At 44.0% G+C, this 14,649-nt stretch carries 11 protein-coding genes and 2 pseudogenes; 4 read left to right on the top strand and 9 right to left on the bottom strand.

Going from position 1 to position 14,649, the window contains the following annotated elements; all coding sequences use genetic code 11:
- Positions 1 to 27: 27 nt before the first annotated feature.
- The 7 genes from modA to PRIP_RS00815 form a co-directional block, all read right to left on the bottom strand.
- A complete protein-coding gene (modA, locus tag PRIP_RS00840; RefSeq protein WP_036098958.1) occupies positions 28 to 786 on the bottom strand; it encodes a molybdate ABC transporter substrate-binding protein in 759 nt (252 codons plus the stop codon).
- 363 nt (positions 787 to 1,149) lie between these two features.
- On the bottom strand, positions 1,150 to 2,325 hold the full coding sequence (locus tag PRIP_RS00835; protein WP_036098957.1) for a nitrate/nitrite transporter: 1,176 nt from the start codon (positions 2,323 to 2,325) through the stop codon (positions 1,150 to 1,152).
- A 54-nt stretch (positions 2,326 to 2,379) separates the two neighbouring features.
- Entirely contained in the window at positions 2,380 to 3,048 is a 669-nt protein-coding gene (gene narI, locus PRIP_RS00830) for a respiratory nitrate reductase subunit gamma (protein ID WP_036098956.1), read from the bottom strand.
- Positions 3,038 to 3,448, bottom strand: a complete 411-nt coding sequence (gene narJ / locus PRIP_RS00825) for a nitrate reductase molybdenum cofactor assembly chaperone (protein WP_077912865.1) — start codon at positions 3,446 to 3,448, stop codon at positions 3,038 to 3,040. The genes narI and narJ overlap by 11 nt, the downstream gene beginning before the upstream one ends.
- Positions 3,436 to 3,609 carry a hypothetical protein gene (locus PRIP_RS17075; protein WP_159101503.1) on the bottom strand — a complete coding sequence of 58 codons (174 nt, stop codon included), beginning with the start codon at positions 3,607 to 3,609 and terminating at the stop codon, positions 3,436 to 3,438. Before PRIP_RS17075 ends, narJ begins: the two co-directional genes overlap by 13 nt.
- Positions 3,602 to 5,197, bottom strand: a complete 1,596-nt coding sequence (gene narH, locus PRIP_RS00820; protein ID WP_036098955.1) for a nitrate reductase subunit beta — start codon at positions 5,195 to 5,197, stop codon at positions 3,602 to 3,604. Before narH ends, PRIP_RS17075 begins: the two co-directional genes overlap by 8 nt.
- The gene (locus PRIP_RS00815; protein ID WP_036099080.1) at positions 5,187 to 8,861 is read right to left on the bottom strand and encodes a nitrate reductase subunit alpha; all 3,675 of its coding nucleotides are present in this window, start codon (positions 8,859 to 8,861) and stop codon (positions 5,187 to 5,189) included. The genes narH and PRIP_RS00815 overlap by 11 nt, the downstream gene beginning before the upstream one ends.
- Before the next feature lie 197 nt (positions 8,862 to 9,058).
- On the opposite strand from PRIP_RS00815, the gene PRIP_RS00810 reads away from it, so the two are divergent.
- The 4 genes and pseudogenes from PRIP_RS00810 to PRIP_RS18340 all read left to right on the top strand — a co-directional run bounded on the left by PRIP_RS00810 (position 9,059) and on the right by PRIP_RS18340 (position 11,743).
- Positions 9,059 to 9,730 (top strand): molybdate ABC transporter permease subunit, encoded by a 672-nt coding sequence (locus PRIP_RS00810; RefSeq protein WP_036098954.1) that lies wholly within the window; start codon positions 9,059 to 9,061, stop codon positions 9,728 to 9,730.
- Between the two features lie 3 nt (positions 9,731 to 9,733).
- On the top strand, positions 9,734 to 10,384 hold the full coding sequence (locus PRIP_RS00805) for an ATP-binding cassette domain-containing protein (RefSeq protein WP_036098953.1): 651 nt from the start codon (positions 9,734 to 9,736) through the stop codon (positions 10,382 to 10,384).
- Positions 10,362 to 10,670, top strand: a pseudogene (locus tag PRIP_RS18345) (NTP transferase domain-containing protein); the annotation flags it as partial. The gene PRIP_RS00805 and the pseudogene PRIP_RS18345, both read left to right, overlap by 23 nt.
- A 279-nt stretch (positions 10,671 to 10,949) precedes the next feature.
- Positions 10,950 to 11,743: pseudogene (locus PRIP_RS18340) on the top strand (DUF817 domain-containing protein).
- Between the two features lie 342 nt (positions 11,744 to 12,085).
- Here the strand turns inward: PRIP_RS18340 and PRIP_RS00795 are convergent.
- Positions 12,086 to 12,430, bottom strand: coding sequence for a PqqD family protein (locus PRIP_RS00795; protein ID WP_036098952.1), 345 nt, complete (start codon positions 12,428 to 12,430; stop codon positions 12,086 to 12,088).
- 17 nt (positions 12,431 to 12,447) lie between these two features.
- A complete protein-coding gene (locus PRIP_RS00790) occupies positions 12,448 to 14,346 on the bottom strand; it encodes an OPT family oligopeptide transporter (protein WP_036098951.1) in 1,899 nt (632 codons plus the stop codon).
- Positions 14,347 to 14,649 lie beyond the last annotated feature (303 nt).

Raw genomic sequence — 14,649 nt, 5'->3', positions numbered from 1 at the left:
AATAATAGTGTAAGCGCTCACTTCGAATCACTTTCCTGTGCCAAATCCGTATTTTTGCAAAACTTTCTGCGCTTTCTTCCCCTTCATATAATCCAAGAATTCAGAAGCCTCATCTTTCACGTCAGAATCTTTAATGACTCCTGCATAATACCCAATTGGGCTATGTAATGCATCATCAATCTTATATACCGTTTGCACCTTTTTTGAAATCATCGCATCCGTCGCGTATACAAATCCGATATCCGCATTCCCAGCTTCCACATATGCCAACACTTGACGCACATCGCTAGCCTTCACCAATCGTGATTTCACACTATCCATCAACTTCTCATTCGTCAAAAACTCCTCCGCATATTTCCCAGCAGGAACAGAAGCCGGGTCACCAATCGCAACCACGCGGGCTTTCGCAAGTTCTTCTTTAATGTCTCCCACCAGCATACTTGCTTTTGGCATAACCGCCACCAATGTGTTTGAAGCCACTTTTTGACTATCTGCAATCAATTTCTTGTCTAACAATTTATCCATATCGCTCTGACTCGCAAGCACAACACCATCCACTGGCGCACCATTCTCCACACGCTCACGAAGCTGTCCAGACCCACCGAAATCAAATTCCAACTTAATAGTATCATGTTCTTTCTCAAATGCCGGGCCAACCTCATCCATCACATCTTTCAAACTTGCCGCCACTGAAATATGTACCGTCTCCGGCTCCTGCGTCCCACACCCAACGAGCACAAACGCCATCATCACCATAACGAAACTGCCTGCTATCCATTTCTTCATCCGAAGTCCCCCTCCTATACATCCTATTGTACGAAACTTCCTAAAAAAAGACGAATATTAAACCAACAAAAGTAAGAAGCAAACCTAAAATAAAGCCGGAAATTGCCTCACCTTATAAGTATGGGTAAGACGTACATCCGGCTTTACACAAATCGAGCGAAAGCGTTTGTATTCAGGGGATTTGGTGGAAGCCGGAAGCGGAGCATACTTGTGTATGTGATGACTGAAAGCAGGGAGGGAGTCGTATCCCCGACCATGCGAGAAGTTAAGCGTAGCGTATGCGAAGTAGAACCGGAAGTCCGCCAAATCCCCTGAATGCGAGCGCTTGCCGCCGATTTATTTGGGTTATACCTCTGTCTTTTATTATGCTGTTGCAGCTGGTTTTCTAACATACACTGCCCATACCGTAACAAGACAGATAACCGCAAATACACCCAGTAAAATAAAGCCTAGTGTGTATGTTCCTGTTGTTTGTTTAATAATTCCTAATATCAACGGTGGGAAAAATCCACCAAGTCCGCCAGCTGCGCCGACAAAACCTGTAACCGCACCTGTATTTCCTTTTGAAACCATCGGTACCATTTTGAAAATAATCCCGTTTCCCAGCCCAACCGTCAGCGCCGTTAGGAAAATCATCGTTGTAAATAAACCATATTGTGTTAGTGAAAAGGCAATAATACAAGCCATCACAGCTACAAGCGCAAAACCTGCTGTCAAAAGCTTTGTCGGGTTCAGTTTATCCGCTAAAATACCGCCGACTGGGCGCATAAACGTTGCCGTAGCTGCAAAGCCTGCCGAGAACAAGCCCGCATTGACCGCACTAATGGAGAACTGGTCCCCCATAAATGCTGGCAAATAATTACTAAGTGCCACAAAAGAACCAAACGTTAGAAAATAAAACAAAGATAAGTACCATGTATTTTTGTCTTTTGCAACAGAAAGGGATTGTTTTAGCGTCTTCTTCTGTGCCGATAATGTCATTTCTTTCGCAAAAATCGCAAAAATGATGACGATGACCGTAATCGCAATGATAAGCGAGTAGTAAACCCAGTCAAAGCCCCAATTTGCATTAATACGCGGAATAATGAGTCCTGCAAGTGCATTCCCGATATTCCCCATTCCCGCAATTCCAAGAATAAGTCCTTGCTTTTCAGCTGGGAAAAAGGTTGAAACGTAAGAAATCGCGATAGCAAATGTTGTTCCTGCCATACCGATGAAAAACGCACAAAGCATTAAGAACAAATAAGTGCTCGCAAATGGAATCAATGCTAGTGGAATCAGCGTGAATAACATGGTGATAATGTAGATTTTCTTCCCACCAAATCGGTCACTTAAGATTCCCATTGGTATGCGCATGATTGAGCCTAGCAAAACAGGCGTTGCAATAAGTAAGCTTTTTTGTGAAGCTGATAAGCCGAATTCTGTTGCAATCTGGTTAGATACTGGAGATAAAGATGCCCAGACCATGAATGAAACGGCCATTGCAATTGTCGCAATGGTGAGTGCGATATACGCGTCTTTTTTTGATGTTTGTTGCATTTTATTTTCCTCCCTGTACTTGCTCCTCGTTATAACAAACTTCGGAACAAGCGTTTATCTTCTGTATATAATGTAACTTCTCTTCAGATACGTTAACGGTACACTCCATGCGTGAACCAGCCTTGTATAAGGAAATAGTGCAAAAATCAGAAAAGCACTAATAATATGGAGCTGGAAAAGCACAGGAACATTCGCCATCAGACTTGCATCCGGCTGAAATACGAACAACTGGCGGAACCAAATCGAAATCGACTCACGATAATCAAAACCCGGATTAGCAGGGTTCGCAATCATCGTACTCGCCATACCGAGAAACAACGTAAACAATAGCGTCAAATTAACAATAATATCCATAATTGAACTCGTCATTCGCACCCGAACATGCGACAAGCGCCGGAACGTTAACAAAAACATCCCAACAAATGCCATAATTCCAAAAACACTACCAATCCCAACAGCTACGATATGATAAGCATGTTCACTAATACCAACCGCCTCTGTCCAAGTTTTTGGAATAACCAAGCCGATAAAATGGCCCCCGACAACGAAAATAATCCCAATATGAAATAAAATACTGCCAATCATCAATTGTTTTTTCTCAATCATTTCGGACGATTTTGCCGTCACTGTGAAATGGTCATAACGATAGCGGAAAATATGACCGAACACAAAGCTCGCTAACACAAGATAAGGCAACACCACCCACAAAAAATTATTCCACATGTTGTTGTCCTCCTTGTTTTACGCAAACGCGCATTTCTTGTCGCAACGCTTCGATAATATAACGATACGGATTTCCAGCTTTCTCTAACTCTTGAAGTAAATGATAAGAACCGTCTTCGATAACACCAATGAGCAACTCGATACTGTCGCTAGCACGCTCATCCATGTACCAATCTCCGGCATCAATGAACTCAAGCATGAGCGGCAAATAGTCCGTTAATTCCGCATCATCCGGCAGTAAGCCAAACATTTCATACAACACTTTCAACTTCGCCAACATCTGGCCTCGCTCACGCGCATCTTCAAACTTGTAGAAAGTCATATAAAGCGTTGTTTTCTTATTGAAATCAAATGTATCCACATACGTTTCTGTAATTTCACCGAACGTTAACGCGGACATCTCTTTCCAAAAAGCGTGCAGGAGTTCCCCTGAATCCGCTTTTCGGAATACTTCTGAGAATAAAACTTGTCGTTAATGAACCGTTTTTCTGGATAGGAAAGTATTGCTGATAAAGCGCCAAATACAGCTCTTTTTTCGTTTAAAAGGGCATAATCAATCACGCCAAATCCCCCCATAGAAGCTTTCTTCATACATTTCTTGCGTTGATTTCGATGGTTGCTGTGTGCTATTTCCGATTGGTGCAGGTGCTGGTTTTGCGTCTGGTTGATTCATTTGATCTGCTAAGCTACAACCGCTACACACATCCGCAGAATAACCTGAGGAACCTTGTGCTTTGTACGTGTCAATGTAGTCTTCTTTATGACTTACCGGAATAACAAAACGGTCTTCATATTTAGCAATCGCAAGCAAACGATACATTTTCTTTACTTCTTTTTCTGTCATGCCAATACGTTCTAGTTTTGTTATATCAAAGTCTTTACCTGAACTTACTGCACGCATGTAGGTCCGCATCATCGCCATTTTTTGCAAGGAAGTTTTGATGACATCGGTATTTCCTGCGGTTAAAATGCTCGCCAAGTAATCGACCGGAATTCGCATTTCGTCAATCGCTGGGAAAATCATGTCTGGATTGTTAATCGAATCTTTCCCTTCAAAATAGTTCATGATTGGTGAAAGCGGCGGAACATACCAAACCATCGGCATCGTGCGGTATTCTGGATGCAATGGGAAAGCAATCTTGTATTCTTTTGCCATTTTGTAAATTGGTGAATTCTGTGCCGCTTTAATCCAGTCTTCTTTAATGCCGTCTTTGCGCGCCTGTTCGATAATCGCCGGATCATTCGGATCGAGAAACAAATCGAGCTGTTTTTGGTACAGTTCTTTCTCGTCTTCTACAGATGCGGCTTCTTTCACGCCGTCTGCATCATAAAGCATGACGCCAAGGTAGCGAATACGTCCAGTACACGTTTCGGAACAAACCGTTGGCAAGCCTGCTTCAATACGCGGGAAACAGAAGGTACATTTCTCAGCTTTGTTTGTTTTCCAGTTGAAGTAGACTTTTTTGTATGGGCAACCTGTCATGCAATAACGCCAGCCACGACATGCTTCTTGGTCAACAAGGACGATACCGTCTTCATCGCGTTTGTACATTGCGCCACTTGGGCAAGATGCCACGCATGATGGGTTTAAACAATGCTCGCACAAACGAGGCAAATACATCATAAACGCTGTTTCAAAATTGGTTTTGATTTCTGTTTCGATATTTTTCATGTTTGGATCAAGCGGCATTGTGTTTGGTGCGCCTGCTAAGTCATCTTCCCAGTTTGGACCCCATTCGATTTCCATATCTTTGCCTGTAATCACCGATTTAGGACGGGCAACTGGTTGATTTTTGCGTTCTTCGGTTGTGAAAAGATTGTCGTAATTGTACGTCCATGGCTCGTAATAATCTTTTAACTCCGGCATATCCGGATTGTAGAAAATTTTGCCGAGCATTACTTTATTTAATTTCGAGCCTGCGGCAAGTTCTAATTTGCCTTTTTTAAGTTTCCAGCCGCCTTTGTAGCGTTCTTGGTCTTCCCATTGTTTTGGATAGCCGATGCCGGGTTTTGTTTCGACGTTATTAAACCAAATGTATTCTGCTCCGGGCCTGTTTGTCCATGTATTTTTGCACGTCACACTACATGTATGGCAGCCGATGCATTTGTCTAAATTCATTACCATTCCAATTTGCGCTTTAATCTTCAAGCCAATTCACCTCGTTCAATTTCCGGACTGCAACATAGAGATCGCGCTGATTTCCAATTGGTCCATAGTAGTTGAAACCGTAGCTTAGCTGTGCGTAACCGCCAACCATTTGTGTAGGTTTCATGTGGATTTTCGTTGGCGCATTGTGACTGCCACCGCGTGTTCCTGTAATTGACGTTCCTGGAACATTGATATGACGGTCTTGCGCATGGTACATATACATCGTCCCCTTCGGCATTCTGTGACTCACGACTGCACGCGCCGTCACGACACCATTACGATTGTATACTTCTAGCCAATCATTATCCTTAATATTTCCAGCCGCCGCATCTTCGTGGTTAATCCATACGTTCGGGCCACCACGGAAAAGCGTCAACATATGCTGATTATCTTGGTACATACTATGGATATTCCATTTACCATGCGGTGTCAAATAACGCAATACAATCGTATCTGGCGTCTCCTCAATCTGCTTATCCCTAGGTGCAAAAACTTGAGGTGGCAACGTTGGCTTATAAACCGGCAATGCCTCACCATATTGTAAAAACATCTCATGATCAATATAAAAATGTTGGCGTCCCGTTAACGTCCGGAAAGGTACAAGCCGTTCAATGTTCGTTGTAAACGGTGAATAACGCTTGCCGTCAGTATTTGAACCCGTAAACACTGGCGTTGGAATAACCTCACGCGGTTGCGCCGTAATACTCTCAAACGTAATCCGTTCCGCTTCCCGTGATTGTGCCAAGTCGCGAAGTTCCACACCCGTCGCATCCTCTGCCACTTTCCAAGCTCGAACCGCTACTTTTCCGTTCGTCGCACTTGAAATATGCAAAATTGCATTCGCTGCTTGCCGTTCCGTCTCCATCACTGGCTTCTCATTTTTAATCGTGTCATCCTCATAAATCCCATTAATGCGTTTCATTTCTTCATATTCTTCAGCAACCGAGAACTGCGTCCCGTGCGCGCCGACCTTGCCAGTCCCTACATTTGGGCCAAGCGTAATGAACTTATCATAAATCTGCGTATAATCCCGCTCGACAAATTGGAAATGTGGCATTGTTTTACCAGGAATAGCTTCCACTTCGCCTTTCTTCCAGTCTTTAATCTCACCGTAGGATTGCGAAATCTCCATTTGCGAATCATGATTTAGCGGCAACATCACAACATCGCGCTGCACTTCATGCAAGTGAATTTTGGCCATATCAGAAAACGTTTGGCTTAAATCTTTAAAAATGTTCCAATCCGATTTCGACTCCCAAAGTGGGCTAATCGCAGGGTTAAACGGGTGAACAAAAGGATGCATATCCGTACTAGAAATATCCGTCTTCTCATACCACGTCGCAGCAGGTAACACTACATCCGAATAAATTGGCGTCGCCGTCATCCGGAAGTCAAGCGTCACCATCATGTCCAATTTCCCTTCCACTTCATCATCACGCCATACAATTTCCTCTGGCTTGAACTCATCATTTGGCGTCGACAACAAATTATTCGTCGTTCCAAACAAATGCTTCATGAAGTATTCCTGGCCCTTCCCACTAGAAGAAACAAGATTGGACCGCCATACAAAAAGGCCACGCGGGAAGTTCACTGGATTATCCGGATCTTCCACTGCAAATTGCAACTTCTCATTTTTCAAATCATCGACAATACCCGATACAATTTCCGCATCCGATTTGCCTTCATTTTCAGCCGCGAATAACAAGCTGTTTTTGTTAAACTGCGGATACGATGGCAACCAGCCAAGTCGCGCAGCTAAAACATTGTAGTCCGCTGGATGTTTGTAGCTCGTTTTTTGCGCTAGAGGAGACTTCAACGCATCCGTGTCCATTTCCTCATAACGCCACTGATCCGTCGCAAAATACCAGAAGCTCGTCGCGTTTTGTTGTCTCACAGCGCCTTGCCAATCTTTTGCAAAAGCCACTGTTTGCCAGCCTTCAATCGGGCGACATTTTTCCTGACCAACATAATGTGCCCAGCCTCCGCCGTTCACACCCTGAGATGCCGTCAAAATAACCAAATTCAAAATCGAGCGGTAAATCGTGTCACTATTAAACCAGTGATTAATGCCAGCACCCATAATAATCATCGAACGACCGCCAGTATCAATCGCATTTTGCGCAAACTCACGAGCAATTTGCGTCACAATATCCGCTTTCACACCAGTAATCGGCTCTTGCCAAGCTGGCGTATACAAGCTATCCGAGTCATCCAAACCTCGCGCCGCCATCTTATCTTCCGCATGACGCGACACACCATATTGACTTAACATCACATCATACACCGTCGCCACTAAGCGCTTTGAACCATCCGCAAGCGTAATTTCCCGAACCGGCAACTCCCGTTCAAAAATCCCGTTACCATGATTATCAAAATAAGGAAACGCAACCGTATCAAAGCTATCTAGTCCAACCGTCATCGCTGGCTGAATCATCGTGCCATCTTCCCGTTCAAGCGACAAGTTCCATTTCACGCCATCTTCCCAGCGCTGCCCCATCGTCCCATTTGGCACGACAATCTCACCCGTCACCTCATCGATTAAGCACGTCTTCCAATCCGCATGCGACTCACTAGCAAGCCCACCGTACAAATCTTCCTGACGCAAAAAACGTCCTGGCGTCAAGCCTTTTTCCGTCTCATCCAGCAACAACAAGAACGGCAAATCCGTAAACTGTTTCGCATAATCTATAAACAAAGGCTCCGCGCGCTCTACATAAAATTCCTTCAAAATAACATGCGTCATCGCTTGCGCTAAAGCAGCATCCGTCCCGGGATTCGGCGCCAACCAGTTATCAGCAAATTTCACATTCTCCGCATAATCCGGCGCCACCGCAACCACTTTTGTCCCCTTATAACGAACTTCCGTCATGAAATGCGCATCCGGCGTCCGCGTCAGCGGCACATTCGAGCCCCACATCATAATGTAGCCCGCATTATACCAGTCACTCGACTCCGGCACATCCGTTTGTTCTCCCCAAATTTGAGGCGAAGCAGGCGGTAAATCCGCATACCAATCATAGAAACTCAACATTTCCCCACCAAGCAACGTCAAAAAGCGCGAACCAGCCGCATAACTAATCATCGACATCGCAGGAATTGGCGTAAAACCAGCCAAGCGGTCAGGACCATATTTTTTAATCGTGTAAATCAGCATCGCCGCAATCATGTAGTACGCTTCTTGCCACGTCACCCGAATTTGTCCACCCTTACCACGCGCACTCTTATAACTTTGCGCCTTCTCAGGGTCTTCCACAATGCTCGCCCACGCATCCACAGGATTGTTATACTGGCGCAACGCATTTTGCCATAAACGCCACAATTTCCCGCGCACGTATGGATATTTCACACGTAAAGGACTATACTCATACCACGAAAAACTCGCCCCACGAGGGCAGCCACGCGGTTCAAATTCCGGCATGTCCGGACCACAACTCGGGTAATCCGTCGCTTGGTTTTCCCACGTAATAATCCCGTTTTTCACAAAAACTTGCCAACTACACGAACCCGTACAGTTCACACCGTGCGTTGTTCGAACGACTTTATCATGACTCCAACGATCACGATACATTTTCTCCCAAGCTCGACTTTTTTCCTCCATCACGGTCCAATTTCCGTTAAATTTCTCCGTTCTCTTAAAAAAACGCAAACCTTTTTTCCTCACTATGTACCACCTCATTCTTGTTATCATATTCACAAACAAAGTTATTGTTTCCTTACTTGATTTGATAATAACAACTTCGAGTACTTTTTGACATCGGGAAAATCCCTATATTTTTTCACTTATATTCTTTGACATTGCACGCTCGGAACAACATAATAGAAAAGAATACATAGTAAAACCGTTCTTGGAGGTCCTAAACAATGCTCACACCCGTTTTGCATTCACTTATCGTCGCGATTGTATCCACATTTCTCGCGTTTTTATCAATGCTACCGCTCAGTTATTATTTTGCTAACCATAAATCAAAATTCCAATTAGGTATCGAAATCATCATTTTACTACCACTCGTATTACCACCAACCGTCGTCGGTCTCATCCTGCTAGGTCTCTTCGGCAAGAACGATTTGCTCGGTGCCTTTTTGTGGAATAGCTTCAACTACAGCTTCATCTTCACACTAGCCGGCGCCATCATTGCCACAACTATCATCATTTTGCCAATTATGTACCAAGGCCTAAAAAGCGCCTTCTTATCCATTGACCACGACTTAGTTTGGGCCGCGCAAACGCTCTCCGCCACCACAAGAACCATCTTTTTCAAAGTCATTTTACCGAATTGCTGGCAGCCAATCCTAGCTGGGATTTTACTTAGTTTTTGCAGAGCGATGGGTGAATTCGGAGCCAGCCTCATGGTCGCAGGATATATCGAAGGCAAAACCAATACAATCGCATCTAGCATTTATTTCATGGTGCAACAAGGTGACATGCGCACCGCGATTTACCTTGGCATCATCAATGTCATCATCGGCGTTTTCGCACTACTAGTCATCCATATCCTAACCGTCCGCCAAACCAACCTAATGAGAGGAATGTAACCCATGGGAATCCGTTTAAAATTCAAAAAGAAACTCCCCTTTCACGATCTTGACATCGATTATGACCTTGTCGCACCAATCACAGCTATCATGGGCGCAAGCGGCTCGGGAAAATCTACCTTATTTCAATGTATCAGCGGCTTAAAACGCATCGACGAAGGCATCATCGAATTCAACAACACATCGTGGGACAACACCTACAGCGACATCTTTGTCCCAACATCCGCCCGCAAAGTCGGCTATCTCTTCCAAAACCTAGCACTGTTTCCAAATATGAACGTCTTTAACAACATCGCATTCGGCCTTGTAGCAGCAAAAAAACAACGCCCAGAAATCGAACAACAAGTCCGCAAAATAAGCGACTACTTAAAAATATCCCATCTACTATTCTCCTCCGTACAAAAACTATCTGGCGGAGAGAAACAACGCGTAGCAATGGCACGCGCCATGATTACGAATCCTAATTTACTACTCCTTGATGAACCGTTCAACGGCCTTGACGAAGACACACGCAACATCTGTATCGAACTCGTCGGGCAAATGGCACGCGATTTCGACATTCCCGTTATCTTTGTCACCCATTACCACCAAGAAGCAGCCTCCCTAACCGGAGAAATTTTAAAAATAAAGGATGGTCGTCTTGTCAAAAACTAAACTAATCGCTGGCATCGTTTTAGCTGGTGGAAATTCGACACGATTTGGTGAAGATAAAGCATTGTATCAAGAATCTTCCAACGCACCAACTTGGGTCGAACAAACCGTCTCCAAAATGCTCCCACTCGTACATACCGTATTCGTCGTAACAAACGAACGACTTTTTCCAGCCATTCATCAACTGTTCAAACACACAGCGGTCATAGTTCTTTCCGACCAAGCACCATTCATCGATAAAGGCCCACTCGGCGGGGTTTACGCAGCGATGTCACAAAAACAGGCGTTCAGTCATTACCTGCTATCCCCACCGATACGCCAAACGTCACCTCAGAAGTTTTCGTCACACTCATTGAACAAAACAACGCCTACGCAGTCACAAACACCGCAGAACATTACCTCACCGCCTGCATCCCTTACTGCAAAGACGAAATCGAGACATTATTATGCGACAACAACCTACGAATACGTTCCTTACTCCAAGCATTACATACAAAAAAACAGCCCTTCCAAGACGAAGCACCGTTCTTTAACCAAAACTATCGTTAGATTTTTCAGGAGGTTTCCCATGCGTTTTCTAAATCTACTATGGCAGTTCACATGGCAACAAATGCTCTGCTGTATTTTCCCAGCTATCATTTTCCTGTCCCTAGCCTTTTCCAAATACTTGCCCATTCCGTTCCTTCCGAGGTACGATTTACTGCTCATCATCTGCATTATTGCACAACTTCTGCTCATCAAATTCGGCCTCGAGACGTGGGATGAACTCAAAGTCATCATGCTTTTTCATATCATCGGGCTTGTCCTTGAAATTTACAAAACCCATATGGCTCGTGGACCTACCCCGAAGCCGGCTACGCAAAAATTCTTGGCGTCCCATTGTACAGTGGTTTCATGTACTCAAGCGTCGCCAGCTACATTTGCCAAGCCTGGAAACGATTCGATCTAACCGTCACAAACTGGCCAAAAAGCGGACTGGTCATCACACTCTGCACCGCCATTTACCTAAACTTTTTCACTCACCATTACATCTGGGATTTGCGCTACATTCTCATCATCGCCGTCCTGCTCCTATTCCTGCGCACCATTGTCTTTTTCACAGTCGGCGACAAACGACTTCACATGCCGCTATCCCTCTCCTTCCTGCTCATCGCTTTCTTCATTTGGGTTGCAGAAAACATCGCCAGCTTCTTCGGCGCGTGGTATTATCCCAACCAAGAAGTCACTTGGCAACTCGTCGGCTTCGGCAAAATCACAAGTTGGTATTTGCTTATCATCATCAGCATCATGATTATCGCCGAGCTTAAGTTTCTTAAGAAAGATCTACAAGAAGACGAGAAAAAACCACTGATTCGCGATTAAATCAGTGGTTTAAACGTTTTCGTACATATTTACTAATCTCAAAAATACAGAGGAACATCACAACACTAATCCCAAACCTGGCTAACAAAGGCAAGTCATCAATCAAATTAAAAACAATTATCGCTACGCCTACAGTGACGATAAAAATTATCATCTCCCAAAGAAATGGCTTATTCATGCACTGCTCCTCCCTTTTCATGCATTCTTCGTACGGTGTCAAACCAAAAATTCTTAGCAACTAAAAAAATCATTTCGCGATTCCCCATGTCGATATTCCTATAAATCATACCATATTTTACACCAAAAAATAGTGGAGACCAAATCCTGATCTCCACTACCCTCTTATTCTCTTTCCCATTTCAACCAACTATACGAATCCATCACTTGCAAAAAACGTACAAGTCTTGCCAAGCTCATGCCATCTTCATTTCCAAACGTCCGCGAAAACCGTTCTTCCATCTCAGGAATCGTTGTTTTCCCGTCCATTTGCGTTAAAATAAAATAGCCATGTTCATCAAGTTTAATCCGCCGTATCGCTGGTTGTTTCAAAACCCTGATGGCCACGCGCTCAAGCCAAGCCGAACGCGGGACAATCAAGAACTTCTCTTTTTCTACGACTTCCAGTTTTAAGTTATCCTTCAAGTTCGGAATCTCTTCCAACATATTTCGTCGTTCTTTTCTCTTCATTTTTCAAAGCTCCTCAATTACGCTTTTTGCTTACGCGGCACTGTGGAGAAGTAAAGTAGCGCGCACACAATCAAGAACACCAAGAATGGCAGCCACTGATTCGAAAGCAAGTATTCTGTCGGAATAATATTCGGGTTAATCGAAATGATGAACGCGATAATAACGCCTAGCAACGACTCCCCTGCAATAAGTCCTGAAGCAAACAATGTTCCACGCTCAATACGCACCGCTTTTTCCTTGTCTTTTTTGCGCTTAATCACTTGGTTCACGATCAATCGAACGAAACCACCGAACATAACTGTCGCACTAATATTTAGCGGCAAGTAAAGCCCAACCGCAAAAACAAGCGAGTTCAAACCTAAGAATTCAATCACAACCGCAATCGCTACCCCAATGAAAATTAATGTCCACGGCAAGTTACCATTTAAAATACCTTCCGCCAAAATTTTCATCAAAGCTGCTTTCGGTGCTGGCAAAGCTTCAGAGCCCATACCGTACGCATTATCTAGCAATGTCAAAATGTACCCCATCACAAGACCACTCGCCATGACACCAATCATCATCGCCACTTGTTGTTTCCAAGGCGTTCCACCAACTAGATACCCCGTTTTTAAATCTTGGGAAATGTCTCCAGCTACAGCAAGCGCCGTACAAACAATCGCAGCAACCGTCAATGTTAAAATAATTCCCTCTGTCCCCGTGTAACCAAACGATTTATACGCAATCGCCACAATGAGAAGTGTCGCAATCGTCATCCCAGAAACAGGCGACGAAGAACTACCAACAATCCCAACAATCCTTGACGCAACCGTTACAAATAAGAAGCCAAAAATCGCAATTGCAAGCGCTCCGATAACCCCGACATTCGTAAATGGATCAAAAGCAATCACCACAATCAAAACAGCAATCCCAATCAGAACCCATTTCATCGGAATATCTTTATCCGTACGCTCCAATTCCATGACTTTATAACCTTTACTCTTATTCAAGCCTATCATCGTACTACGAAGCGTCTGCCAAATCGCTGGTAACGTTTTCGCAAGTGTAATCAAACCACCCGCAGCAACCGCTCCCGCACCGATGTAACGAATATAATTATCCCAAATCATACTGGCATCTAATGTTTTCAAAGCTTCCGTCGCTGGGAAAATAACGTCTGAACTTCCCGCTCCGAAAAATGCAATCGAAGGAATCAATACAAGCGAAGCCATCAAACCACCGGCAACCATCTGCCCAGCAATCTTTGGTCCGATAATGAAACCAACACCTAGTAATGCGGGATAAATTTGCGTCCCGATAAACGCATTTTGGAAATTATAAATACCAGTCTGCACATCGCTTCTAAACAATTTAAACCCATCTGTAAGAACCTTGACAACACCACCAATCGCAAAACCAAAAACAACAAGTTTTGCCTGTGTGCCGCCACCTTTTTCACCGGTTTTTAGCACTTCGGCACATGCGGTTCCTTCTGGATATGGTAAAGTTTCATGCTCATTAACAATCAGCATTCTTCTTAGCGGCACCATCATGAATACCCCTAGGAATCCACCAGTTAGAACAATAAACACGAGCATGATTTGTTTGATTTCCACCCCCATCATGAACAACGCTGGAATCGTGAACACCGCACCAGCACCAAGCGCTTCCCCTGCAGTTGTCATTGTCTGTACAATATTGTTCTCTAAAATAGAATCACGCCTAAATATCCCCCGCAAAATCCCCATCGAGATGACCGCTGCCGGAATCGACGCCGATACAGTCAAGCCCACTTTAAGACCTAAGTAAGCATTAGCTGCACCAAACAAAATCGAAAGAATAATACCAAGAACAATAGCTGTCACGGTCAATTCTGGTAATGATTTAGAGGCAGGTATGTAAGGCTGAAACTTCTTGCCACTACTATTATTACTCATTTTGCAACTACTCCTTTTGTTTTTTGTCTATGTCATCTTTGCCCCTTTAAAGCAAAAATTCATTATCTATTTTACGCCTTTTCTTTCCATTTCGCAATGGATATCTGGAATAAAGAGCGCCATTCATAATTCGAATTTTATATTATAGCATTCTCTCTTCGCATGCTATAATATAATCATTAAAAGAGAGCCATGTTGTCGCATGACTCACTCTTTGTGGAGTTACATAGATCGTTGCAAAGACGGCGACTTTCCAATTTAAATGGTTAAAACCCATCTAAATCTCTGGTCAGAGAATGGTTT

The sequence above is a fragment of the Paenilisteria riparia FSL S10-1204 genome, from assembly GCF_000525995.1.
Taxonomy (GTDB): Bacteria; Bacillota; Bacilli; order Lactobacillales; family Listeriaceae; genus Listeria_A; species Listeria_A riparia.
Note: the sequence above shows the minus strand (reverse complement) of the source record. Positions and strands in the feature narration are given on the sequence as shown.

Bases quoted from the DNA above. Each gene is read 5' to 3' on its own strand.
- narJ (WP_077912865.1), bottom strand. From the start codon at position 3,448: ATGTCCGCGTTAACGTTCGGTGAAATTACAGAAACGTATGTGGATACA.
- modA (WP_036098958.1), bottom strand. From the start codon at position 786: ATGAAGAAATGGATAGCAGGCAGTTTCGTTATGGTGATGATGGCGTTT.
- narI (WP_036098956.1), bottom strand. From the start codon at position 3,048: ATGTGGAATAATTTTTTGTGGGTGGTGTTGCCTTATCTTGTGTTAGCG.
- PRIP_RS00835 (WP_036098957.1), bottom strand. From the start codon at position 2,325: ATGCAACAAACATCAAAAAAAGACGCGTATATCGCACTCACCATTGCG.
- PRIP_RS00810 (WP_036098954.1), top strand. From the start codon at position 9,059: ATGCTCACACCCGTTTTGCATTCACTTATCGTCGCGATTGTATCCACA.
- PRIP_RS00805 (WP_036098953.1), top strand. From the start codon at position 9,734: ATGGGAATCCGTTTAAAATTCAAAAAGAAACTCCCCTTTCACGATCTT.
- PRIP_RS00790 (WP_036098951.1), bottom strand. From the start codon at position 14,346: ATGAGTAATAATAGTAGTGGCAAGAAGTTTCAGCCTTACATACCTGCC.
- PRIP_RS00795 (WP_036098952.1), bottom strand. From the start codon at position 12,430: ATGAAGAGAAAAGAACGACGAAATATGTTGGAAGAGATTCCGAACTTG.